This is a genomic window from Pontibacter vulgaris (genome assembly GCF_022758145.1).
Taxonomy (GTDB): Bacteria; Bacteroidota; Bacteroidia; order Cytophagales; family Hymenobacteraceae; genus Pontibacter; species Pontibacter vulgaris.
On sequence record NZ_JAJVDH010000003.1, the window covers coordinates 882,736 to 906,620 of the forward strand.

Consider the following 23,885-nt stretch of genomic DNA (forward strand, 5'->3'; position numbering starts at 1 on the left):
CTTACAATAAAATGCCTAAAGCACAAAGTATACACCACGTTTTCCCGAAAGCCTCCCAATACGACCCCAAGTGGGTGCGCAAGCATTCTATGGGCGAAAATGTTTTGTTCAATTTAGAAAGCCTGACCAAATCGCTGAAACTGGAGCCGGGCATGCGCGTACTCGATCTTGGTTGCGGCAAAGCCATCAGTTCTATTTTTCTGGCAAAAGAGTTTGGGGTAACCGTGTGGGCAGTAGATGAAGCTATTTCGGCAAGCGCCAACTATGAGCGTATTCTGGAAGAAGGCTGTCAGGACAAAGTTATTCCGCTGGAAATTGATGCCCGCTCACTGCCTTTTGCCGAAGAGTATTTTGATGCCGTAATTGTAGTGGATTCTTATACTTACTTTGGCACCGACGAAAAATACCTGCCCTTCATTGCCCGTTTTATTAAGCCCGGCGGCCACATTGCCATTGTAGATGTGTGCTTTAAAGAGGAAATAGAAACGCTGGAGCAGGTGCCCGATTTCCTGCAAGAAGATTATCAGAACTACTGGTATTTTATACATACTATAGCCTGGTGGCGCAAACTATGGGAAAAAACCGGCCTGGTACAGATTGAGATTGCAGCACAATTACCCGAAACAGAATTAGTACGGCAGGAGTATATCCGGGATTATGAAAATGCGGAAGAACCCGACCCTTTTGCTAAAGCCTTACAGCTTGACGAGCAACATTTTATAGCATTTTTCAAGCTTATTGGCAGGCGCACTAAAAAGTCTGCTTACCTGCAAACGTATAAAACACAGCCTAAAAATTAAGTACCTTTACACAATAAAAACCGTTTACCACGTTAGAACTTGTAATTTTGCAGCCTCCGCGGCGCCTTATACGCACCGGATTCTGCTATGTTTAACTCTTAATAAAAAAATGAAAACTTTATTACGTATTTCTTTTGCACTGCTTCTTTTGCTTACTGTTACAGTTGCAGCACAGGCTCAGGATTATTCTACCGGTATTGGCGCCAGAGCTGGTGCTGCTGCAGGATTAACCATTAAACACTTTATTAAAAGCGATGCCGCTATTGAGGGTATCATCGGTACAAATTTCCGCTACAGAGGTACTACCATTACTGTATTATATGAAAAACATGCCCCTGCTTTTAACACATCAGGCTTAAAATGGTATTATGGTCTGGGTGGCCACGTTGGTTTCCATGAAGGCCATTACTACTACGATAAGCACCACGAGCACTACCACGATGAGCATGTGGTTGGTGTGGGTATAGATGGTGTACTTGGCCTTGAGTATTTTATCCGTGATATTCCGTTTACCATTGGCGCCGATATAAAACCATACCTGAACATCCCGCGCGGTGGTGGTTTCTGGGACTCAGCGGTACACGTACGTTACGTATTCTAAGCTGACAAATAACCTATGCTGGCTCTGACTGGCAAGTATAAAACAGAAATGCCCTGCTAAAGTATAGCAGGGCATTTCTGTTTTATACAATTATAAGTTTAGTGCTGGCAACTAAGTTCATGCCCTGTTTAGTCTGATTCTAAATTTCAACAAAAAGCACCCCGCTACAAACCAGCCTTGCTCTCCTGAAGTATAAGTAGATTATTTACATCCGTTTAATTAAAACAAACATACTATGGAAGCAACATGCAATCACTGCAATCATTGGGAGCAGGACCCAAATAAAGTACAGCTCCAGAACAAAGACTTTGGGGTATGCGATGAACTAACCGGACAGCATGCAATGGAGCCTTCTTATGTGCTTCCGCTAGTGCACGAAGCATCTGCCGACCTGAAACCTAAGCAGTTTGAAATGATAACAGGCGCCCAGTTTGGCTGCAACCACTTTAGCGAGCGTAAGAGCTGGGTATAAAATCTGATATACTTTAAATTAAAAACAGCGAGCTCCTTGAAAATATAAGGAGCTCGCTGTTTTTGTGTGGTACTATAATGATTTAAACTTTCAGCAAGTATAAAATAGAAGTATACTTACTGAATGTTATGTTTTAAAAAGCAATATGCAGGATGGCATCGCCCTGGTTCACGACCGGCATGTTGTTTAAGCCTACCACATAGCCGTTAGCCGGGGCATTCAGCCTGACTTCCATTTCGCCGTACGGGTCGGTTATACTTCCTACTACCTGGTTCTTTTTCACGTAATCCCCAACCTTTATAGTACTCCGGAACAAACCGGCATTTTTAGCCCTTAGCCAGATATCTTTCATGCATACTTTTGTATCCTCGCGCGACGCTGGCGCACTGGCCAGCATGCCCAGGTGATGCAGCAGGCGCATAGTTCCTTCCATACCTTCACGTATACCCAGTTCATCAAACCGAAGCGACTCACCCGTTTCAAACACAAGTATGGATTTATCTATTTTGGCGGCCTCTTTGCGCAGCGAGCCCTGCCTGTAGCCGGCATTAAGTATAAAAGGCGCACTAAATGCTTTGGCTAGCTCCTCGTTCTTTTTATTACTCATTACACAGCGTATCTGCGGATAGTTGGTACGGCTGGAGCCACCCGTATGAAAATCCACGCCATAATCTACGTAAGGCATTACTTCCTTCATAAAACGATGCGCCACGCGGCTGGCTAATGAGCCATCGCGGTTACCCGGAAAACTGCGGTTCACATCTTTGCCGTCCGGTACCTGCCTGGAGAAGTTCAGGAAACCATAGATATTAAGTATAGGCACTGCAATAATGGTACCTTTAAGCGGGTACAGCATTTTTTTGCTCAGCATGCGCCGTACAATCTCAATGCCGTTCACTTCGTCGCCATGCATACCTGCCATCAGCAATACCACAGGCCCATCGTGCACCGAACGGAAAACATAAATGGGTATTTCTATGACAGTGCCGCTGGGCAGTTTAGAAATAACAAGCTTGGTGAGCACTTTTTCGCCTCGGTCAATGCTCTTACCGTTAATCACAATAGTTTCTGGCATGCTACTCGGTAACTCCTTTCTTCAGCTTTTTCTTAGCCAGATTCTCCACGTACTCAATAATTTTGCCTGCTATGTCTTTCTGGGTGGCTTTTTCTATACCTTCCAGGCCAGGCGAAGAGTTAACTTCCAGAATAAGTGGCCCGCGCCTGGATTGCAGCATATCTACACCGGCTATACCCAAACCCATTGATTTTGCAGCCAGCAAGGCAGCAGCTTTTTCCTGGCGCGTTAACCTGATCAGGGTTGCCTTACCGCCACGGTGCAGGTTAGAACGGAATTCGCCCTCCTTGCCCTGCCGCTTCATGGCGCCTACCACTTCGCCGTTAACTATAAACGCACGAATATCAGCGCCTCCTGCCTCTTTTATAAATTCCTGCACAATAATGCGTGCCTTCAGGTTATGGAAAGCCTCAATTACCGATTCAGCAGCTTTTTTGGTTTCTGCCAGCACAACGCCAAGTCCTTGTGTACCCTCCAGCAATTTAATTACAAGCGGAGCGCCGCCCACTTCTTTTACCAGTTCGGAGGTTTCTTTGGAATAATTGGTGAAAGCTGTTTTAGGCATACCTAATCCGGCTCGGGAAAGAATCTGGAGGCTGCGCAGTTTATCGCGGGAACGAACGATAGCCTGGGAGTCTACAGCACTTTTCACTTTCATCATCTCGAACTGGCGCACTACCGCTGTACCATAAAAAGTAACTGAAGCCCCGATACGTGGTATAACCGCATCTATACCCGTAAGGCGCTCACCTTTGTAAAGTATGTGCGGGTCGCCTTGCTCAATAATAAGGTCGCAACGCAAATGGTCGAGCACAATGGCCTCGTGCCCCCGCGCTTGGGCTGCCTCTACCAAGCGGCGTGTAGAGTAAAGCCGCGGGTTGCGGGAGAGAATGGCTATTTTCATAAAGGGTTACTTTTTCTGATTTTGTTTGATTTTATACTTTCTGGCAACGTTTTTACGGGAAACGTCAACTATAAACCGCTTTTGCAGAAGCTTGCGCCCAATCAGTACGGGATATTTCATATCGCTGCGGTCTGATAACGAAAATTCGGCCTCTATCAGCTCGTCGTATACCTGGATTTTTGTGGTAATAACGTAGCGTTGCTGTACTTCGCCAAAAGAGCTTTTTATATCGCGGAGGTGATACTCCGTAAATTCCAGCTTTTTGTGGTTGTACTGTGGGTGCGAAGGGTCCAGCAGGTCCAGGCAAATTACCTTGGTACCATCGGCGCGCACCTCTTCGTGTATATCAGAGCAATGGATAGCCGAAGTATAAGCGCCGGTATCCACTTTGGCTTCTATCTCGTCTATACCCAGCTCGGGGAAGGCTACTAATTCGCGCCGTCCTATGAGTTTTTTCTCTGGTTTGGGCTTCTTTTCGATATCCTCTTTCATCAGAGGCCAAGTTAATAATTTGAATTACGAATGACGAATTATCAGGGTGGATTACATACTTGGGAAGTATAAATCAGCTTATACTTAATATACCCCGAAGTATAACTCCTGATAATTCGTTATCCGTACCTCGCAATTACTTTTTGTATGTAATGCGGTAAATGGCATTGTTGCTGTCATCGGAAACAAGCATGGAGCCATCTTTCATAATGGCAACATCTACCGGGCGGCCCCACTCTTTACCATCCTGCAGCCAGCCCTCGGCAAAAGCTTTATAGGTGGTTTTTCCGGCAGCATCCTGCGTTACAAGTGCTACGCGGTAACCAATTTTCTCGGAGCGGTTCCATGAGCCGTGTTCTGCAATAAACACCTGGTTTTTATACTCCGCCGGAAACATGTTGCCTGTGTAAAACTTCATACCTAACGAGGCTCCGTGCGGGCTTAATGTCTGCACCGGTTTTACAAATTCATCGCAGCTGCGCTGCTTGCCAAATTCTGGGTCTGCTATAGTGCCTGCGTGGCAGTATGGGTAACCAAAATGCTGGCCTTTTTTAGTAGCCCGGTTGAGTTCATCAGGCGGCATATTATCGCCGAGCATGTCGCGTCCATTATCGGTAAACCATAGTTCTTTGGTTACCGGGTGCCAGTCAAAACCAACTGTATTCCGAACGCCTTCTGCATAAATCTCCTGCCCCGAGCCATCCGGGTTTATAGTTGTGATAGAGGCATAAATTGGCTTTTCGGATTTGCAGATATTGCAGGGTGCACCTACAGGTACGTATAGTTTTCCATCAGGACCAAAGGCAATATACTTCCAGCCATGGTGGGCATCGCTTGGATATTTATCGGTTACAACTTCATACTTGGGCTTGTTCCGATAGGTGTTCTCTATATCCGGGAAACGGAGAATGCGGTTGATTTCGGCCACATACAAGGCGCCGTCTTTCAGGGCCACGCCATTTGGTGAGTTAAGCCCCGATACTATTTCAACAGTTTCATCGGCTTTGCCATCTTTGTTTGCATCTACTACGGCATATACTTTGTTGTCTTCGCGGGTACCCACAAACACAATTCCCGACGGGCTGATGGCCATAGAACGGGCATTCTTCACATTTTTGGCGTAGTAATCAATTCTGAAACCCTCTGGTAGTTTTATACGCTGCAGGTCTTTATCGATCGGGCCGGTTGGTATATTGGTGCTGTCGCTGCTGGCTACCGGCGGATTTTCTGTTTTAACATCCTGCTGCTTTTCATCATTAGACGTACATCCGATGCTTATACTTAAGAGGGCAAAGAAACAAAGGAAACTGACTGGTTTTTTCATGGTTGTGGAGGTTAAGGCTTTAACTGATTATCAGGTTCAGGTACGTATACTATGGCAGGCACCGGGTGGTTTTACATAAGCCAAAGTAGGTGAACAATAAATTCAGAAGTACTGAATTCTGCAAAGCCAATTTATACCTACCGTAACTTATACTTCAGAAATGCGCTTCTGGTGCAGCATAGCAGCCACATCCTGCAACAAGTGCGAGTGCCCGGTTTTAAGTATGATCAGCTCTCCCTGGTCCAGCGATTTCACAAATACTCCCACCCTTTTTGATTCGATGATCTGGTCATACTCGCCCAGGAACATGGTTACCGGTACGTTATACTTGTTCAGCAATTTCACGATCTTCCGTATGTCGAAACTCAGTTCCCGGAAGCCGATCCAGCTGCGGTATACGCGCAGGCGTTTCTCGGTGCTGTCCATCTGGTAGCGGGCAAAACGAATCAGGCTTTTGTGCACCATGTTATACTTGTGCAGCGCATCAAGCAGCTTAAAAAACAGGTTGGGCTTAAGTACAGTGCGTTTAAAAAGCTGCTGCATCCAGCCCGGATATGTGGCAATGTTATACCAGAAACTTGTTTTGATGCCGTCGGGCGCAATCAGGTATAGCTCCTGCACGCGTTCGGGCATTTGTTCTACCAGCGAAAGCGCAAACTTGCCTCCCATGCTAAAGCCCATCAGGGCAAAATTTTCAATCCCCTCTTTTTCCAGGAAGTGCAGGATCATTCCGGCCAGGTATTCTTTGGTCAGGGGCAGATAATTTTTATGCAGATCGCTGTTGCCATGGAAGAAAAGATCGAAGGCGTAAATGGTATAATCGTTGCCCAGCGCCTGCTCCATAGGTTCGTAATAAGCGCTGCTTTGCCCATATCCATGAAAAGCCAGCATAGGCCTGCTGCCCCGGCCTATAACCCGGTAAAACAACCGCGACTTATTGTAGAGGATCTGGGGCAAGCTCTCGGATTAAAGGGTTACTACGTGTAAGTATAGAATGAGGCAGCAATTTTAGATCTGCCTGATTAAAGTATGAGTTTATACTTTAAGTACTATAGTTTAGATACACCACCGGATACTACAAACTTCATCACTTCGCTGCTTGGCAGATCGAGGTAGGTTACGTTTGCCTTTGGCACTATAAAAAGCTCGCCTGAAAAGTTATAAGAGTGCGGAAAGTATACGGCCACTTTATCTTCTATATTAATGTTCTGCAACGACTCCTGTGTTACAAAGCCCAGCTTATAGTTGTCAGATTCTTCCGACATTTTTACCATCACCGGCTTATTGAATTTCTGATTATCACCAACAAAAGCATTGAACAGGTCTTTTATACTTGAATAGATGATGCTGATAAGCGGCACTTTATGCAGAATGCGCTCTGAGAGTATAATAAAAGGCTTTACCAAAAACGACGAGCTGATAAAACCAACCAGTGTTAGTAATGCCACCATCATCAGGATGCCCAGGCCAGGAACCCCCAGATCGAACATGGTATCAAGCCAGTCTATAATAGCCACCACAATCCAGATGGTGATGGAAATCGGGGCAATAATAAGGAGTCCGTTGAGGAAGTAGCGTAAAAAACGTTTCATGTTTATTTTGTTCACAAAAAAGGCCTTGCCGAAGCAAAGCCTAAATTAGCAATAATGCTTTATAGTTGATTATACTTTCCTGATTACACTGTTTCTGCGTTCAGGGCTGTAATACCTTGTTGCACCTGTTGCATCAGCCACATTGGTGTTGAGGTAGCACCGCAAATACCTACACTGCCGGCATTCGCAAACCACTCTTTTTCCAGTTCTTCCTCGTTCTCTACAAAGTAGCTGTTCGGGTTGTGCTGCTTGCAAACGCTGTAGAGCGCTTTACCGTTAGAGCTTTTCTTGCCGCTCACAAACACGATCACATCATGCTCGGTAGCAAATCTGGCCAGTTGTGGTTCGCGGTTAGATACCTGCCGGCAAATGCTGTCGTTAGCATCGAACACTGGCAAGGTACTATCTTCGTTAGCTTGTTTTATACGCTCTTCTATTAAAGCCTTAATGTGGTAGAAACCTTTGGTGCTTTTTGTTGTCTGGCTGAAGAGTGTAACCGGGCGCTTAAAGTCGATCTTATCCAGATCTTCTTCGGTAGTTACAATAATGGCTTCGTCGCCGGTCTGGCCTGCAATGCCAATTACTTCTGCGTGCCCCACCTGGCCGTAAATTACGATCTGGCTGTTCTGGCTTTTACCTGAGTCATAGGCATGTTTAACGCGGTTCTGCAATTTCAATACTACAGGGCAGGATGCATCTATCAACTCTATGTTATTTTCCAGGGCAGTTTTATATGTTTCCGGGGGCTCGCCGTGCGCTCTTATCAGCACTTTGCAATCGCGCAGGTTCTTAAGCTGTTCCCTGTCTATAATGCGAAGGCCTTTATCGTAGAGGCGCTTCACTTCCATGCCGTTATGTACAATATCTCCGAGGCAGTAAAGCTCTTCGCAATGCTCCATCTCGTCTTCAGCCATTTGTATGGCGAATTCTACACCAAAACAGTAGCCGGAGTTTTTATCAATTGTTACGTTCATAGCTTACGCTTCAACTCTGCTGAACTGAAATTTCTCTATCAATCAATTTGGACGTTACCTTATTCAGCACAAATTCTACCTGCTCATCAATTGCCATGTGCGATGTATCCAGTAAAAAGGCATCTTCGGCACGGCGTAATGGGCTTTCAGTACGGGTTGAGTCTATCAGGTCGCGCTTTTCAAGGTTCTGCTTTATCTCCTCCAGGTTTACAAGCTGTTTTTTAGCAAGTAGTTCCTGTTGGCGGCGTTTAGCCCGGGTATCAACATCGGCAGTCATAAAGATCTTTACTTCTGCATCAGGAAATACAGCTGTGCCGATATCACGCCCATCCATTACCACACCACGGCGCCTGCCCATTTTTTGCTGCTGCGCTACCATGGCACGGCGCACTTCCACTATCACGCTCACTTCGCTTACCTGGTTCGATACATACATTTTGCGTATCTCATCTTCCACGCTCAGTCCGTTAAGGAATACTTCGTTGCGTTTGGCCTTTGCGTTATAATGAAACGTAATATCAATATTATCTAGCGCTTCGCGGATCTCTTTCGGATTGGTAAACGAGACATGGTTCTGAAGAAAGTATAACGTAACCGCCCGGTACATGGCGCCAGTATCTATATAAGCATAGCCAAGTTCAGCTGCTACCAGTTTAGCGGTGGTGCTTTTACCGCATGAGGAGTAGCCGTCGATGGCGATAACGATTTTCTTCATAATAAGCGAAATGGTATTTAATTGGAATCGCAAGGACATGGCACTTTACCGCGCTTGCTCTTTTTCATGTATGAAGCCGTCTTTTTTTGCTGCGGTGTTTTTGTACTGCAACCGGAAAGTGTGCCCGTGGCCAGAAAACAGCCTACTATCAGGTATGAAATTATCTTTCTCAAAACGACCAAATTTTATGCAAATATAAAGTAATTTACGGGTTCCTGCCCAACGGCAAGGCAATTAATCTGAATAACCACCTACTACCATGCAAAGAGACTTTACCGTTAGCGGACGCATCATAAACCTGCACCAGCAAGAGATTTTTGAAGGCACAGTTCATGTGTCAAACGGCCGGATTTCGGAAATAGTTCGTGAGGCCACCTCTGCTACACATTATATTTTACCGGGCTTTGTTGATGCCCACGTACACGTTGAAAGCTCTATGCTGGTACCTTCCGAGTTTGCCCGCCTGGCTGTTCCGCATGGCACGGTGGCAACCGTATCAGACCCACACGAGATCGGCAACGTACTTGGTGTAAAGGGCGTGGAGTATATGATTGAAAACGGTAAAAAAGTGCCTTTCAAGTTTTACTTCGGAGCCCCTTCGTGCGTGCCCGCCACTCCTTTCGAAACTGCCGGCGCTGAGATAACGGCCGCCGATATAGAAGAATTATTTAAGCGGGATGAAATAAAGTACCTGGCTGAAATGATGAACTGGCCCGGTGTTTTGCACCGCGACCCGGTGGTGATGGCGAAAATCGCCCTGGCCCAGAAGTATGGAAAAGCCGTTGATGGCCATGCCCCTGGTTTACGTGGCGAGCAGGCCAGGCTCTACGCTTCTGCCGGCATCACCACCGATCACGAATGCTTTACCGCCGAAGAAGCGCTGGATAAGCTGGCTGTTGGCATGAAAATACTGATCCGGGAAGGCAGCGCCGCCAAAAACTTTGAAGCCCTTATCCCGCTATTAGCTGAGCACTCCGACAACATCATGTTCTGCTCTGATGACAAGCACCCTGATAACCTGGTAGAAGGCCACATTAACCTGTTGGTAAAACGCGCGCTGGCAAAAGGACATGACCTGTTCCACGTATTGAAAGCGGCAAGTATAAACCCGGTACAACATTACAAACTGGAAGTAGGCCTGCTGCGCCAAAACGATCCAGCCGATTTTATACTTGTCGATAACCTGGACGATTTTAACATTGAAGCCACATACATTAACGGAGAGCTGGTAGCTGAAAAAGGCAATACGAACATAAAGTATAGCCCAAGTGAGGAAGTTAACAACTTTAATACAGAACCTAAAACAGCAGCCCAGTTTGCAATACCTGCCGCTGATGCTACAAGGATCAGGGTGATAGAAGCATTTGACGGGCAACTGATAACGCACGAAAGCTGGGCCACTCCTAAAGTTGATGCCGGAAGTATAGTTTCGGATGTGGAGCAGGATGTGTTGAAAATTACGGTAGTTAACCGTTACCAGAATGCAGAACCCGCTGTTGCATTCATCAAAAATGTTGGCTTAAAGCGCGGTGCCATTGCCTCCTCTGTTGGCCACGATTCGCATAACATTATTGCCGTTGGCATTGACGATGAAAGTATAACCCGTGCCGTTAACCTGATCATCGGCGCGAAAGGTGGCGTATCGGCGGTAGATGGTGAGCTGGAGCAGCTTTTGCCTTTACCGGTGGCTGGTATTATGTCGGCAGTGGATGGGTATAAAGTGGCAGAAGCTTACTCGGCTATCGATAAAATGAGCAAAAACATGGGCAGCCAACTAGCCTCTCCTTTCATGACACTTTCTTTTATGGCCTTGCTGGTAATTCCATCGCTCAAACTCAGCGACAAAGGCTTGTTTAATGGCGATGTGTTCCAGTTTGTGCCGGTAACAGACAAATAAGTATAATTTAGCCGGTGTTATATTCCGGATCTAACTATGAAGTATGATTTCCAGCTATTTTAACTTTACAATTAGCCATAAACAAGGAGAGGCGCTAACAACAATAGCGCCTCTCCTTGTTTATACTTTTTATACTTTAGTTTTTAGTCGTTATTTCCTTGTCTAAATATTTCTTCAGAAGTGCGTCTACTTTCTCCGCTGTCAGTGGCTTTGTCAGGTATTCTGCTGCGTGTTTTTTCACACTTTGCATATCCTGCGGGTGATTAGAAGTGGTAAGCACCACCATTATTATCTTATCTCTGAAACTCTTGTTAAGGCGTTCGTAAAGGTCCAGCATCTCAAAACCATCCATTACCGGCATATTGATATCCAGAAAGATAAGTTCTGGCTGAAAATACTCTTTACTTGATCGTTCGTAGTTGTTATTACCTACATTATACAAATAATCGAAAGCCTGTTTGCCATTCACAAAGGTGCGAATATTCTCTGCCACATCCATCCTTTCCAGTAAACGCTGGTTCAGAAAATTGGTAGTCTCGTCGTCATCTATAAGCAGGATACCGGTAAGTTTTCTCATGCTTTATATAAGCTCCTTTTCTATTTTATGTATGGGTAAATGGTAAAGGCAAAAACTTGCCTGTAACCTGGGTCGCCAATCTTTAAATCATTTTAAATAATTAAGTCGGCTTTTAAGTATTAGTAAAATACGTTGCAGTAGTAACAGTGTACATAACAGCAAATTCTGTTCCGGGTTTATTCTGGCACTGGCCTAAACCCTAAACGAAGGATATAAACAAAAATAAAAAAAATTATCCTTTTTTGGAAGCAATTTTCAAACTGGTTCAGGCTTTTGCTTACCTTCCTTAAATGCGTGGCCCCAATCTGATAAAGGCTGCTTTACGGCATAACAACTATAGTGTTAGCACAAAACGGGGTTTTAAACTAAAAAGCCCGGAATATACATCCCGGGCTTTCAAATATTATACTTGCTAAACTTTATACTTAGTCGATGTAGCCCTGGGCACGCATCCATTCGTCGTTGTAGATCTTACCCAGGTAACGCGTTCCGTGGTCTGGCAATAATACCACAATCACATCATCCTCAGTTAAGTTATTCTCACGGGCATACTCCAATGCGCCAAACACCGCTGTTCCGCAAGACCAACCCACAAACAGGCCTTCTTCTTTCGCCAGTCTGCGTGTCATTACAGCACCATCCTTATCCGTTACTTTTATAAACTGATCGATCAGGTCGAAGTCCACATTCTTTGGCAGGATATCTTCACCGATGCCTTCTGTCGCATAAGAGTAGATCTCGTTCTCGTCGAAAATGCCAGTCTCTTTATACTTCTTGAACACAGAACCATAGGTATCAATACCGATCGTTTTTACAGCCGGGTTCTTCTCCTTCAGATATTTAGAGATACCGGTTACTGTACCACCCGTACCTACACCCGTAATAAAGTGCGTTACTTTGCCCTCGGTCTGCTCCCAGATCTCAGGGCCGGTGCTTTCGTAGTGAGCCGCCCAATTCGACATGTTATCGTACTGGTTCGGGTAAAATGAATTTGGAATTTCCTGGTTCAGGCGCTTAGCCACCGAGTAGTAAGAGTCCGGATGATCAGGGGATACGTTGGTTGGGCAAACTACCACTTCGGCACCTACGGCACGCAGGATATCCATTTTCTCTTTGCTCTGCTTATCAGCTAAGGTAAAAATACATTTATAACCTTTAGCAATGGCAGCCAGCGCAAGGCCCATACCTGTATTGCCGGATGTGCCTTCAATAATGGTTCCGCCCGGCTTTAGAATACCTGCCTTCTCGGCATCTTCAATCATTTTAATGGCCATGCGGTCTTTAACTGAGTTGCCCGGGTTCAGGTACTCTACTTTAGCCAGTATGGTAGCTTTTACGCCTTTAGTTACGTTGTTAAGCTTTACCAAGGGGGTGTTACCGATTGCTTCGGTAATATGGTTCAGGTACTTCATCTGAATTCTGTTTGGATTCGGGTGCAAAGGTAAGTAATTAAAATTATGTTTTGCTGCTATACCTGCAGCACTGTTATACTTAACCAACATAGTTACAGGCCTATCACGTTCCTTAAGTTGGCAAACGAGGGCTTATATTAGGTATAACTATTTTTTGTGCAGGCCATAAAAAAGCCTATTTTTGCACATCCTTATTATTAGACGGTCTATACACAACTAAATAAGATACACATGAGTGTTTTAGTAAATAAAGATTCGAAAGTGATTGTACAGGGCTTCACAGGTTCTGAAGGTTCTTTCCACGCATCTCAAATGATTGAGTATGGCACTAACGTAGTTGGTGGTGTAACTCCGGGCAAAGGTGGCCAAAACCACTTAGACCTGCCGGTTTTCAATACAGTGGCTGATGCTGTAAAAAAGACTGGTGCTGATGTATCTATCATTTTCGTACCGCCGGCTTTTGCTGCTGACGCTATCATGGAAGCTGCTGATGCAGGCATAAAAGTGATCGTGTGTATTACAGAAGGTATCCCTGTAAAGGACATGGTAGCTGCTAAAAACTACATCAAGTCCAGAAATGTAACGCTTATCGGGCCAAACTGCCCGGGTGTGATTACGCCAGGTGAAGCTAAAGTTGGTATCATGCCAGGTTTCGTGTTCAAGCCAGGTCGTATCGGTATAGTTTCTAAATCTGGTACATTAACGTACGAAGCTGCTGACCAGATCGTGAAAGCTGGTTTAGGTATCTCTACTGCTATCGGTATCGGTGGTGACCCAATTATTGGTACGCCAACTAAAGATGCGGTTCAGTTACTGATGGAAGACCCTGAGACGGATGCTATCGTGATGATCGGTGAGATTGGAGGTAACTATGAGGCAATGGCTTCTAAATACATCAGCGAAACTGGCAACAAAAAGCCGGTAGTAGGTTTCATCGCTGGCCAGACAGCTCCAGCTGGTCGCCGTATGGGCCACGCGGGTGCTATAGTTGGTGGCGCTGACGATACTGCTGCTGCTAAAATGGCGATCATGCGCGAGAATGGTATCCATGTGGTAGATTCTCCTGCTGAGATCGGCGAAGCAATGGTGAAGGCTTTACAGGAAGCTGGCATCAACGCGTAATCTGAAAGTATACTCTAAAGTATAAATCATAAGCAAAGGCTGCTCTTAACGGGGCAGCCTTTGTTGTTTATATAGATCTATAGCTTATCTGCTGACCCCGGTATCTAACTGGTAACGCAAAGTGCACCAGAGAGCCAGAAATCTTTGTAGTTGCTGTTTAATGCTCGCTGCAAGGTCATTAACCCTCTAACTTATACTTACTACTTTTTGCTTTTTCCTATTTCTTATACTTTCCGGCAGGCCTTCTAAAATTTCGTTCTGCAGTGCTTGTATCAGCTTCTTTTTCAGGAAACTTTTATGCACTACCAGGCTAACTTCACGCACCGGTTGCGGCTCACTAAAAGGTCGTACCAGTTTCTTTTTATCTTCCGGCATTTCCAGCACCGATAGTTCCGGTAGCAAGGTTAGGCCATGCTGCGTTTCCACAATGCGTTTTAAGGTTTCCAGAGAACCGCTTCTATAGTCGAAGTTTGCGCCCTCGGAACCGCCAACTTTACCGCCACGGTTACAGATATTCAGCACCTGGCTCCGGAAACAGTGGCCTTCATTCAGTACCCACAGGTCGTCTGGCAAAAGCTCTACGGGGTCTATTTCGGATTGCTTTGCCAAGGCATGCTTCGGATTTACATACACCATAAAAGCTTCGTAAAACAGGGGCAGCTCTTTTATACTTTTATCTTCGAGGGGTGTCACTAAAAGGCCAACATCCAGCAATTCATGGTTCAGTTTTTCTATGATCTGGTCTGTGAGCAATTCCTGCACTACCACGCGCACCTGCGGGTACTTCTCCATAAAGCTGGTAATAAACAGCGGGATCAGGTAAGGTGCTATAGTTGGAATCACACCTATGCGCAATACACCGGTTAGCTCCTGCTTCTGGTTCTGCACCAGTTCCTGAATTTTCTTCGATTCTGCTAGTACAATACGTGCCTGTGCAATTACTTCTTTCCCCATTTCAGTTGGCCGCACCGGCACCCGGCTTCTGTCGAAGAGTTGCACGCCCAGCTCTTCCTCCAGTTTCTGCAACTGCATGCTTAAGGTAGGTTGCGTTACAAAACAATGCTCTGCTGCTGTGGCAAAATGCCTGAAAGTATCAACGGCAAGCAGGTATTCAAGCTGTACTAAGGTCATATTTTTATTTTTTATACCTCCCGATAAGCATAGAAATATAGCTATACATTATCAAAAAGCACATCATCGAACCAAACTATAAAGGTATAAATATAATCAATTTGATTTATAATCACCACTCCGGCACCTTTGTATCGTAGCTATTGAGCAGAACTAAAATAATAAGAACACTATGGAAAACTTAAATCAGATCGGGTTAGAACAAGCAGATAGCAAGCAGGTTGCCGAAAAATTAAATGAGCTGCTGGCTAACTATCACATATACTACCAGAATTTACGCGGTTTTCATTGGAACATTAAAGGCGTTCATTTCTTCCAGTTGCACGCCAAATTCGAGGAGCTTTACAATAGTGCCCTTGCCAAAATCGATGCCATTGCAGAGCGCATACTTACGATCGGGCAAAAGCCGCTCTCCAGCTTTTCAGACTATATGCGGGTATCAAGTATACAGGAAGCTAATGGCTTAAGCGGCGATAAGGAAACTGTTTCGGCCACGCATGCCAACCTGACCACAATCATAAGCCTGGAACGGGAAATTTTAAGTATGGCTGCAGAAACCGGCGACGAAGGCACCGTAGGCCTGATAAGCGAAGACATTAACGAGAACGAGAAAACCCTCTGGATGCTGAATGCTTTCCTGAGCTAATCTAAAAAATAATCTACACCAAATCATACCTAATTACTTATTTACCATGCCTCAAAACAGAATTTTATCAGTAGGGTCAACATTCCCGGAGTTTAAGAAAAAGGCCGTTGTATCGCTTGAAAGCGGAAAAGAGTTTGCCGATATAACCAACAACACGCATATAGAGCGCGAGCAATGGATGGTGATGTTCTGGTGGCCGAAAGACTTTACGTTTGTGTGCCCTACCGAAATTGCTGAATTCAACAAAAATTACGACGAGTTCCGTGACCGCGATGCCATGCTGATAGGTGCCTCAACTGATTCAGAATTTGTGCACTCTGCGTGGCGACAGAACCACAACGACCTGCGCGACCTTCGTTTCCCGATGATGGCTGATACTTCTAAATCGTTGGCTGAAGAACTTGGCATTCTGGAAGCAGAGGAGAAAGTAGCTTACCGTGTAACTTACATTGTTGACCCACAAGGCATCATCCGTTGGGTTAGCCTGAATGACCTGAGTGTGGGCCGCAATGTGGCCGAAGTACTGCGCGTGCTCGATGCCCTGCAGACAGATGAACTTTGCCCTTGCAACTGGAAAAAAGGCGAAGAAACTTTAACAAAGGCTTAATCCCATCCTTTTAAAGATCTTGTTTTATGGTGATTGAATGAAGCAGACTGGCAGTGGCGAAAGCTACTGCTACCTGTTTCTTTATTGCCCAAAACGCAAGCCGTAATTATACTTTCCATACTACCTTTTATACTTATGCTAACCGCAACCCAAGAAACCAAATCTGACCTGCTTAAAGATCTGGGCTTACCAGAAAACAGTGCTTTTGCAGCTCTTGATAAATTAACCGACACCGAATCGCGCTACCTCCGCGACCTACGTGTAAACCTGAAAACGGCACTTGCCGGCGAAACGCTTAGCTTAAAAGAAGCTTACCTGCTAGCCGTAGCCAGCGCTGCCAATGAAGAAAACCACCATTTAAGCCAGGCATTTGAAGCGAAAGCCATAGAGAATGGAGCTGAGCAAGGCGAAATTGCTGAAGCCATTGCCTGCGCCTCTTTGCTGGCAACCAACAACATACTATACCGCTTCCGCCATTTTGCACACAAAGATGTGTATGAGCAACTGCCAGCCCGCGTAAAAATGAACATTATGGCAAATCCTGTATTAGGCAAAGAGTTCTTTGAACTGGTTAGCCTTGCTATTTCGGCTATTAATGGTTGCGAGCGATGTGTAGCTGCCCACGAAACATCAGTTTTAAAACTAGGAGCTACAGAAGCCCGCATCTTCGATGCTATCCGGGTTGCTGCCGTAGTTGTTGGCTTAAGCAAGATCATCAAATAAACTAATACAGCTTAATTATATAGGTAAAGCACCTGTGGTTTCCGCAGGTGTTTTTGATTTTATGGTAAGTATGGAAGGTAAATAAATCAAGATTTACAGGATTGCTCAGACCTTGAGCGGACAGGTCGCGACCTATACCTCATATCTATAGTAGATTCCTCACTATAATTGAAATAACAAATAGTATAAAACAAAACCGCCTGCTATACTAAAGTATAACAGGCGGTTTAACCTTAATTTAAAACTATAAATTACTTGGCGTAGCTGATGGCGCGCATCTCACGAATTACCGTAATCTTAATCTGGCCTGGATACTGCATTTCCTTTTCGATCTTCTGAGAAATATCAAAAGAGATCTGGGCAGCTTTTTCGTCGGTTACGTTATCGGCATCCACCATTACGCGCAGCTCGCGGCCGGCTTGTATGGCGTAGCACTGGTTTACACCATCAAACGAAACTGCTGTTTCTTCAAGTTCTTTCAGACGCTTGATGTAAGACTCCATCATCTCACGACGGGCACCTGGTCTTGAACCGGAGATCGCATCGCAGGCTTGTACCAACGGAGAGATCATGGCAGTCATTTCAATCTCATCGTGGTGGGCACCAATAGCATTACAGATATCCGGATGCTCCTTATACTTTTTGGCAAGCTCCATACCTATGATTGCGTGCGGCAATTCCGGCTCATCTGGCGTTACTTTACCAATATCGTGTAACAGACCGGCACGTTTCGCATGCTTCACGTTCAGGCCAAGTTCTGCGGCCATAGTGGCGCAAAGGTTTGCTACTTCGCGCGAGTGCTGTAGTAGGTTCTGGCCATATGAAGAACGGAAACGCATACGGCCCACCATTTTGATCAGCTCAGGGTGCAGGCCATGTATACCAAGGTCGATGGCAGTACGCTCACCGATCTCGATGATCTCTTCGTCAATGTTTTTGCGGGTTTTGGTTACCACCTCTTCAATTCGGGCCGGGTGAATACGTCCGTCAGCAACTAGGCGGTGCAACGATAAACGGGCAACTTCACGGCGAACAGGGTCGAAACCAGAAATAATGATTGCTTCAGGTGTGTCGTCTACAATAATTTCCACACCAGTAGCAGCTTCTAAAGCACGTATGTTACGGCCTTCACGACCAATGATCTTACCTTTGATGTCGTCACTTTCGATGTTGAAGACAGAAACGCAGTTCTCAATAGCATGTTCCGCAGCAGTACGCTGTATGGTTTCGATAACGATTTTCTTTGCCTCTTTTGTAGCGGTAAGTTTGGCTTGGGCTACAATGTCTTTGATGTGCGATGAAGCGCGTGTCTGGGCCTCATTTTTCAGGGCTTCTACCAGTTGCTCGCGTGCCTCGGCGGCAGTAAGGCCGGCAATTTTTTCCAGTTGGCCAACAATTTCTTCGTGCTGGCGCTCTACCTCTTCTTTGCGCTTTTTAAGGTGCTCCAGTTGCAGGTCAAGGGCTTCTTTCTCTTTGTCGAGTTCGGTTTCGCGGCGCTTGGTCTGTTCCATTTGTTTGGCAACATGCTGCTCACGCTGTTTTACCTTGTTCTCATTCTGGATAATGATGTTCTTTTTCTTGTTCGAATCTTCTTCAAACTCAGATTTCAGGCGCAGGTATTTCTCCTTAGCCTCCAGTATGCGGTCTTTTTTAATGCTTTCGGCATTCAGCTCAGCCTCGCGAATAATGGATTTCGCTTTTTGGCGGGCGACTTCTTCCTGCTGCTTGTACAATTTCTGCAGCAGCATACGCCCTATGTACACGCCCACCCCGAGCGCTACAATAGCCGTAATTAAAATGTAAAGAATATTGGGCATAACTATAAGCTTTTATGGTTGATAAAAACAAATAGCAGCACCTGCAGAGACAGTGTTTTAGCTTAAAACTGAAGTATAAATTGCGGCAGTAAAGATGGCTGCCAATTTATAGCTTTTACTTAGCTGATGATAAGAGATCGTCCAGAACGCTTAATTGATGGCCTACGTTGGAGATGTGATTATTCTTCTCCTCCTCCATTTTAAGCTTTTCTACCATGGTTTCAAAAGCAACCATAGCCAGAAGGTCCTGTTTATCCTGTATGCCGAACTGATCCTTGAAAAAGCGTAAACGCTCGTTCAATAGCTTTCCGACAACCCGAAGCCTTTCTTCTTCTTCTTCTTTCACCCGCATCGGATACTCGCGTTCCGCGATGCGAATCTTTATAGATAATTCACCCATCCGTGCGTTTCTTTATTTTTAGTCACCTCAGTTTCCATTGTTCGTAAGGGAGCAGCCATAAAGGGCCACAAGTATAAACTCCTCACGTTCAAATAGCTAGTCCTGTAAGTAAGCAATACATTTGTCGATTTCGCGAATGTATTCGTTTAACTTCAGCTTTAACTCTGTCGAATTTGCAGCGTTACCTGCTATCGTGTCTACAATTTTAACAATATTCTCCTGATTTTGAAAATTTTTTATTTGCTGTTCTTTCTCTTCTACCGTTGCTTCCAGAAGTTTAATTTCTTCCTGAGCCTGTATAAGACGCTGCTGCACATCGGCGTAGCGCGCTAAGAGCTTTCGCAGCTTATCTTCAATAGCATGGAGCTGTTGTATTTGCTTTTCTTTTGGCATAACACTATTTGCGGATAAAAGCTCCCAATTGTTTCTCAAATTGTTGCATCAGGCGATTCATAACAGAATCAATCACCTTATCGGTCAGGGTTTGCTGTTTATCCAGCAACGTGAAGCTGATGGCATAGGCTTTTTTGCCTGCCTCTATTTTATCGCCCTCATAAACATCAAACACATTCACATTTTGCAGCAATTTGCGCTCTGTTCTCAAGGCAATCTGTTTTACCTGTTCAAAGGTAACATTCTTATCCAGTACCAGCGACAGGTCGCGGCGTACTTCCGGGAATTTAGGCAGCTCTTCGGCTACCAGCGTGTTTTTATACTTCTTCAGGAGGTAATCCCAGTTCAGCTCGGCGTACCATACCTGCTCTTTAACTTCCATCTGGCGCGCAACTTTGGCATCAACTAAACCGATGCGGGCAATGGCAGTACCGTTTTTCATATAAGCGATGCCCTGACTTATAGTCGGGTTCTGCTCCAGAGGCTGTACTTCGTAATCGGCAGCATTCAGCTTTAGCAGTACATTCTGCACCACACCTGCCAGGTCATGGAAAGCGGCCTTCATACCTGGTTGTTTCCAGCTTTCGGCAGTTACATTACCCGCTATGTATAGCACCAGTTTGGTATGTTCTTTATACTTGCCATCTGCCTGCTCATAGGTTTTGCCCAGTTCAAACAGTTTCAGGTCGCGCTGGCGGCGGTTAATATTGCGGCGCAGCACCTCCAGCCCGGAGTATACCATGCGCTTGCGCAGCACATCCAGGTCTTCGGAGTTATAATTAACTATGCGTACCAGCTCTTCTTCTTCCTGGCCATAATAGTTGGAATTGGAAATTGAGTTAGTAATGATCTCATTAAAGCCATTGGCCGCAACATAGTTAAGTATAGTTTGCGTGATGTGCTCCGGATCAGGGTTCGGGAATTTAGCTAAGTAGGAAGTAGCCAGGTCTTCGCCCATCTCGATATTATTGAAACCGTAAATACGCAGAATTTCTTCCACGGCATCGGCTTCGCGCTGCACATCTACTTTAAATGGCGGCACCGACAACGTTAAATCTGTTTCGGTTTCACCGGTGATCTCAATTCCAAGATCTGTCAGAATTTCTTTGATGCGCTCCACACCAATATACTGCCCGATAAGGCGGTGCGTGCGTTCAATGTTCAGGTTAATATCGTGGTTCGGAACCGGGCTAGGATAAACATCCACTACCTCGGAGCTGATCTCGCCACCGGCTACTTCCTGCATTAACAGGGCAGCGCGCTTCAGGGCAAGTATAACCATGTTTGGATCGGTGCCACGCTCGAAACGGAAAGAAGCATCGGTTTTTAAACCATGTGCCTGCCCTGTACGGCGCACAAAATCCGGCGAAAAGTATGCGCTTTCAATAAATACAGAAGTAGTTTCGTCTGATACGCCAGAAGTCTTACCACCGAATACACCCGCTATGGCCATCGGCTCTTCAACATTGCATATCATCAGGTCGGTGGCCTTGATCTTGCGCTCAGCTCCATCCAGCGTAACAAAAGGAGTTCCTTCAGCTACCGTTTTCACTATTATTTTACCACCTGTTATTTTATCGGTATCAAAGGCATGCAGCGGCTGGCCCAACTCGTGCAGCACGTAATTGGTAACATCAACTATGTTATTAATTGGCGACAGATCAATTGAACGAAGGCGCTTTTGCAACCATTCCGGCGACGGGCTTACTTTTATACCAGTTATAGTTACACCGGCATAACGCGGACAGGCTTCTGTGTTTTCTACCTCAACGGCTATACTTTTAGATGTACTGGCAACTTTAAAACCAGCTACATCAGGCAATTGGTAAGGTGTTTTAAGCAGCGCCTGCAGGTCGCGGGCAACGCCTAAATGCGAAGCAGCATCGGCACGGTTTGGAGTAAGGCCAATCTCGAATACTTTATCAGAACCAAGCCCAAAAAACTCAGCGGCTGGCGTACCATTTGGCAGGTCCGTATCAAGCACCATAATTCCGGCATGCGATGTACCGATACCAATCTCGTCTTCGGCACAGATCATTCCTTCTGAGGCGGCACCACGGATCTTTGATTTTTTGATCTTGAACGGCTCGCCTCCGGTTGGATACAACGTACTGTTAACTGTGGCAACCACCACTTTCTGGCCGGCAGCTACGTTAGAGGCACCGCAAACAATCTGGCTGGGATTTTCCTCACCAATATCCACGGTAGTTATACTTAAGCGGTCGGCATCGGGATGGCGCTCACAGGTTAGCACCTCTCCTATAACAATGCCCTCTAGTCCGCCCTGTACCTGGTCAAAGTTATAAATGCTTTCTACCTCAAGGCCTGAGCTTGTCAGCAGTTCGCCTACTTCCTCAGCCGTTTTATCTATATGTATAAGTTGTTTAAGCCAGTCGAATGAAATCAGCATGGTGTTTCTGTTGATTTAAAGTATAACCCAGGCTACAACAGCCATGGATTGTCAAAATTAAGGATTATTCTGTTAAGCCATAATAGACTTTAGCCGGTTGTCGCATTTAAAGTATAACTTTAACTAACCTTCTGAACCGGATCTATACTTTGCTTTATTCTGTAGCGCCAGTTTTAGCCAGGTCGTAAGTCTTTTCACCTGCCGGTATGGCCACTGTCAGGCGGTTGGCTTTAGGTGGCACGGGGCAAACATACTCCGGGTTATAAGCGCAGAAAGGGCTATAGGCTCGGTTAAAATCCAGTACTACTGTCTTGGCATCTTCTTTAAAGGGCACATCGAGGTAGCGGCCGCCGCCATACGTATCAAAGCCATTGGTTTTATCGGTAAAAGGCACAAAAAGCTGTTCTTTTGCTTCGTTCACTTTTTTGTAGAGTACAAGGCGTTGCGGCTTATCATCCAGCTTGAAAGTGGCAATACCGTATTGCAGGTATGGCTCGGTAGTGCCGTTATTCATTTGCATGTGCAATGTATCTTGTTTCGGCAGCTTTTCTACCTCGGCTCTTACCCGGTAATCAAGGTTTGGCTCAAAGTATACCAGGTTCCTGAATTTCTGGCTTGTTTCGCTGGGGAACGGGCTGTTCTCTTTGCTTCTGAAAGATAAATCCTTTTCCTCCCGCTCCTTTTTTAAAGGGATGAGATAATTATCATCGCTCAGAAACGACTCTTTCACGAAATAATAAAGCACCAGCGCTATGCCGGCAAATACGATAAGCTTTATAGGGCGCTGCATAAGTATCTGCAAGTATGGTATAGTGCAAAGTTCGCAAAAATTCGGCGAGGTAGGAAGTTTACACCAGGTATAAGATTTTTAAAGAACCGTTATCCTTCTTTTTGATATCTGCCTATATTGGGCCGCCTACTACAAGTATACTTTTAAACGTATGCAGGTAGTTTATACTTTATACTTAACATCATACTTACAAACCAGCGAAATGAGACCGTACATTCTTGCAGAAACAAACTGGAAAGCGATAAAGGAACAACAAATAGACCTGGCTGTATTGCCCTGGGGAGCCACAGAGGCGCATAATTACCACCTGCCGTATGGCACCGATGTAATTGAGGCCGATTACATTTCAGCAGAAGCAGGCCGCATTGCATGGGAACAGGGCACCAAAGTGATGGTACTGCCCACCATCCCGTTTGGTGTAAACACAGGGCAATCCGATATTACCCTCGACATTAACCTGAACCCCAGCACGCAGCTCCTGATTCTGAAAGATATTGTGGAGGTGCTAAACCGGCAGGGCATTCATAAACTGCTTATCATTAACAGCCACGGCGGCAACGATTTTAAGCCTATACTTCGCGAACTGGGGCTAAAGTACCCGGAAATGTTTCTGGTAACGTGCAGCTGGTTTCAGGCATTGGATAAAAAAGAGTATTTTGATGAAAAGGGAGACCACGCCGATGAAATGGAAACAAGCCTGATTTTATACTTAACCCCTGACCTGGTACTTCCGCTGGAAGAAGCAGGCGAAGGCAAAGAGCGTAAATCGAAAGTAAGAGGCATAAAGGAAGGCTGGGCCTGGTCGGAGCGCAAGTGGTCTATGGTAACAGAAGATACGGGCATTGGCAACCCAAAGGCCGCTACCAAAGAAAAAGGCGAACGTTATTTTAAAGCAGTAACCCAGAAAATGGCCGAGCTGATGCAGGACATGGCCCAGGTCGACTTCCGGAACCGCTACGAAGTATAAACAGCTCAAATCCAGTAACAGGAAGTATAACTACGCGCATCCTC

General features: G+C 45.5%; 24 protein-coding genes and 1 pseudogene. 9 read left to right on the forward strand and 16 right to left on the reverse strand.

Annotation, left to right across the window (positions count from 1 at the left end; translation table 11 throughout):
• Nucleotides 1–11: 11 nt before the first annotated feature.
• The 3 genes from LWP20_RS09140 (at nucleotide 12) to LWP20_RS09150 (ending at nucleotide 1,873) form a co-directional block, all read left to right on the forward strand.
• Nucleotides 12–800 (forward strand): SAM-dependent methyltransferase, encoded by a 789-nt coding sequence (locus LWP20_RS09140; protein WP_242927819.1) that lies wholly within the window; start codon nucleotides 12–14, stop codon nucleotides 798–800.
• A 109-nt stretch (nucleotides 801–909) separates the two neighbouring features.
• A complete protein-coding gene (locus tag LWP20_RS09145) occupies nucleotides 910–1,401 on the forward strand; it encodes a hypothetical protein (RefSeq protein WP_242927820.1) in 492 nt (163 codons plus the stop codon).
• Nucleotides 1,402–1,636: 235 nt separating this feature from the next.
• Nucleotides 1,637–1,873: a hypothetical protein gene (locus tag LWP20_RS09150; protein WP_242927821.1), complete on the forward strand. Its 237-nt coding sequence runs from the start codon at nucleotides 1,637–1,639 to the stop codon at nucleotides 1,871–1,873.
• Between the two features lie 133 nt (nucleotides 1,874–2,006).
• On the opposite strand, the gene LWP20_RS09155 is transcribed toward LWP20_RS09150, so the two are convergent.
• The 8 genes from LWP20_RS09155 to cmk all read right to left on the reverse strand — a co-directional run bounded on the left by LWP20_RS09155 (nucleotide 2,007) and on the right by cmk (nucleotide 8,949).
• Nucleotides 2,007–2,948, reverse strand: a complete 942-nt coding sequence (locus tag LWP20_RS09155; RefSeq protein ID WP_242927822.1) for a succinylglutamate desuccinylase/aspartoacylase family protein — start codon at nucleotides 2,946–2,948, stop codon at nucleotides 2,007–2,009.
• A gap of 1 nt (nucleotide 2,949) precedes the next feature.
• Complete coding sequence (rimK, locus tag LWP20_RS09160) at nucleotides 2,950–3,852, reverse strand: 30S ribosomal protein S6--L-glutamate ligase (protein ID WP_242927823.1); 903 nt, start codon at nucleotides 3,850–3,852, stop codon at nucleotides 2,950–2,952.
• Between the two features lie 6 nt (nucleotides 3,853–3,858).
• The gene (locus LWP20_RS09165; protein ID WP_242927824.1) at nucleotides 3,859–4,344 is read right to left on the reverse strand and encodes an ATP-dependent zinc protease family protein; all 486 of its coding nucleotides are present in this window, start codon (nucleotides 4,342–4,344) and stop codon (nucleotides 3,859–3,861) included.
• 136 nt (nucleotides 4,345–4,480) lie between these two features.
• Nucleotides 4,481–5,668 carry a PQQ-dependent sugar dehydrogenase gene (locus tag LWP20_RS09170; protein ID WP_242927825.1) on the reverse strand — a complete coding sequence of 396 codons (1,188 nt, stop codon included), beginning with the start codon at nucleotides 5,666–5,668 and terminating at the stop codon, nucleotides 4,481–4,483.
• Between the two features lie 147 nt (nucleotides 5,669–5,815).
• Nucleotides 5,816–6,625: an alpha/beta fold hydrolase gene (locus LWP20_RS09175; protein ID WP_242927826.1), complete on the reverse strand. Its 810-nt coding sequence runs from the start codon at nucleotides 6,623–6,625 to the stop codon at nucleotides 5,816–5,818.
• A gap of 92 nt (nucleotides 6,626–6,717) precedes the next feature.
• Nucleotides 6,718–7,260 (reverse strand): DUF502 domain-containing protein, encoded by a 543-nt coding sequence (locus LWP20_RS09180; protein WP_242927827.1) that lies wholly within the window; start codon nucleotides 7,258–7,260, stop codon nucleotides 6,718–6,720.
• 83 nt (nucleotides 7,261–7,343) lie between these two features.
• Nucleotides 7,344–8,234 (reverse strand): 4-hydroxy-3-methylbut-2-enyl diphosphate reductase, encoded by an 891-nt coding sequence (locus LWP20_RS09185; RefSeq protein ID WP_242927828.1) that lies wholly within the window; start codon nucleotides 8,232–8,234, stop codon nucleotides 7,344–7,346.
• 10 nt (nucleotides 8,235–8,244) lie between these two features.
• Complete coding sequence (cmk, locus tag LWP20_RS09190) at nucleotides 8,245–8,949, reverse strand: (d)CMP kinase (RefSeq protein ID WP_242927829.1); 705 nt, start codon at nucleotides 8,947–8,949, stop codon at nucleotides 8,245–8,247.
• A gap of 259 nt (nucleotides 8,950–9,208) precedes the next feature.
• Between cmk and ade the strand changes: the two genes are divergently transcribed.
• Nucleotides 9,209–10,846 (forward strand): adenine deaminase, encoded by a 1,638-nt coding sequence (ade, locus tag LWP20_RS09195; protein ID WP_242927830.1) that lies wholly within the window; start codon nucleotides 9,209–9,211, stop codon nucleotides 10,844–10,846.
• A gap of 136 nt (nucleotides 10,847–10,982) precedes the next feature.
• Here ade and LWP20_RS09200 read toward each other — a convergent pair whose 3' ends face one another.
• On the reverse strand, nucleotides 10,983–11,423 hold the full coding sequence (locus tag LWP20_RS09200) for a response regulator (protein WP_242927831.1): 441 nt from the start codon (nucleotides 11,421–11,423) through the stop codon (nucleotides 10,983–10,985).
• Nucleotides 11,424–11,851: 428 nt separating this feature from the next.
• A pseudogene (locus LWP20_RS09205) lies at nucleotides 11,852–12,835 on the reverse strand (PLP-dependent cysteine synthase family protein); the annotation flags it as partial.
• A 231-nt stretch (nucleotides 12,836–13,066) separates the two neighbouring features.
• Between LWP20_RS09205 and sucD the strand changes: the two are divergent.
• Entirely contained in the window at nucleotides 13,067–13,957 is an 891-nt protein-coding gene (gene sucD, locus LWP20_RS09210; protein WP_242927832.1) for a succinate--CoA ligase subunit alpha, read from the forward strand.
• 186 nt (nucleotides 13,958–14,143) lie between these two features.
• On the opposite strand, the gene LWP20_RS09215 is transcribed toward sucD, so the two are convergent.
• On the reverse strand, nucleotides 14,144–15,088 hold the full coding sequence (locus tag LWP20_RS09215) for a hydrogen peroxide-inducible genes activator (protein WP_242927833.1): 945 nt from the start codon (nucleotides 15,086–15,088) through the stop codon (nucleotides 14,144–14,146).
• A 172-nt stretch (nucleotides 15,089–15,260) separates the two neighbouring features.
• Here LWP20_RS09215 and LWP20_RS09220 point away from each other — a divergent pair, with 172 nt between their 5' ends.
• From LWP20_RS09220 to LWP20_RS09230, 3 genes are all read left to right on the forward strand, one after another.
• Complete coding sequence (locus LWP20_RS09220; RefSeq protein ID WP_242927834.1) at nucleotides 15,261–15,734, forward strand: Dps family protein; 474 nt, start codon at nucleotides 15,261–15,263, stop codon at nucleotides 15,732–15,734.
• Between the two features lie 46 nt (nucleotides 15,735–15,780).
• Nucleotides 15,781–16,341 carry a peroxiredoxin gene (locus LWP20_RS09225; protein ID WP_242927835.1) on the forward strand — a complete coding sequence of 187 codons (561 nt, stop codon included), beginning with the start codon at nucleotides 15,781–15,783 and terminating at the stop codon, nucleotides 16,339–16,341.
• Nucleotides 16,342–16,476: 135 nt separating this feature from the next.
• The gene (locus LWP20_RS09230; RefSeq protein ID WP_242927836.1) at nucleotides 16,477–17,064 is read left to right on the forward strand and encodes a carboxymuconolactone decarboxylase family protein; all 588 of its coding nucleotides are present in this window, start codon (nucleotides 16,477–16,479) and stop codon (nucleotides 17,062–17,064) included.
• 251 nt (nucleotides 17,065–17,315) lie between these two features.
• On the opposite strand, the gene rny is transcribed toward LWP20_RS09230, so the two are convergent.
• The 5 genes from rny to LWP20_RS09255 form a co-directional block, all read right to left on the reverse strand.
• Complete coding sequence (rny, locus tag LWP20_RS09235; RefSeq protein ID WP_242927837.1) at nucleotides 17,316–18,881, reverse strand: ribonuclease Y; 1,566 nt, start codon at nucleotides 18,879–18,881, stop codon at nucleotides 17,316–17,318.
• Nucleotides 18,882–18,996: 115 nt separating this feature from the next.
• Nucleotides 18,997–19,281: a cell division protein ZapA gene (locus LWP20_RS09240; protein WP_242927838.1), complete on the reverse strand. Its 285-nt coding sequence runs from the start codon at nucleotides 19,279–19,281 to the stop codon at nucleotides 18,997–18,999.
• Nucleotides 19,282–19,377: 96 nt separating this feature from the next.
• A complete protein-coding gene (locus tag LWP20_RS09245) occupies nucleotides 19,378–19,674 on the reverse strand; it encodes a hypothetical protein (protein ID WP_242927839.1) in 297 nt (98 codons plus the stop codon).
• A gap of 4 nt (nucleotides 19,675–19,678) precedes the next feature.
• Nucleotides 19,679–22,084: a phenylalanine--tRNA ligase subunit beta gene (gene pheT, locus LWP20_RS09250; protein WP_242927840.1), complete on the reverse strand. Its 2,406-nt coding sequence runs from the start codon at nucleotides 22,082–22,084 to the stop codon at nucleotides 19,679–19,681.
• A gap of 154 nt (nucleotides 22,085–22,238) precedes the next feature.
• Nucleotides 22,239–22,874: a DUF1684 domain-containing protein gene (locus tag LWP20_RS09255; RefSeq protein ID WP_242927841.1), complete on the reverse strand. Its 636-nt coding sequence runs from the start codon at nucleotides 22,872–22,874 to the stop codon at nucleotides 22,239–22,241.
• A 202-nt stretch (nucleotides 22,875–23,076) separates the two neighbouring features.
• On the opposite strand from LWP20_RS09255, the gene LWP20_RS09260 reads away from it, so the two are divergent.
• Nucleotides 23,077–23,841, forward strand: a complete 765-nt coding sequence (locus LWP20_RS09260; protein WP_242927842.1) for a creatininase family protein — start codon at nucleotides 23,077–23,079, stop codon at nucleotides 23,839–23,841.
• Nucleotides 23,842–23,885: the final 44 nt, after the last annotated feature.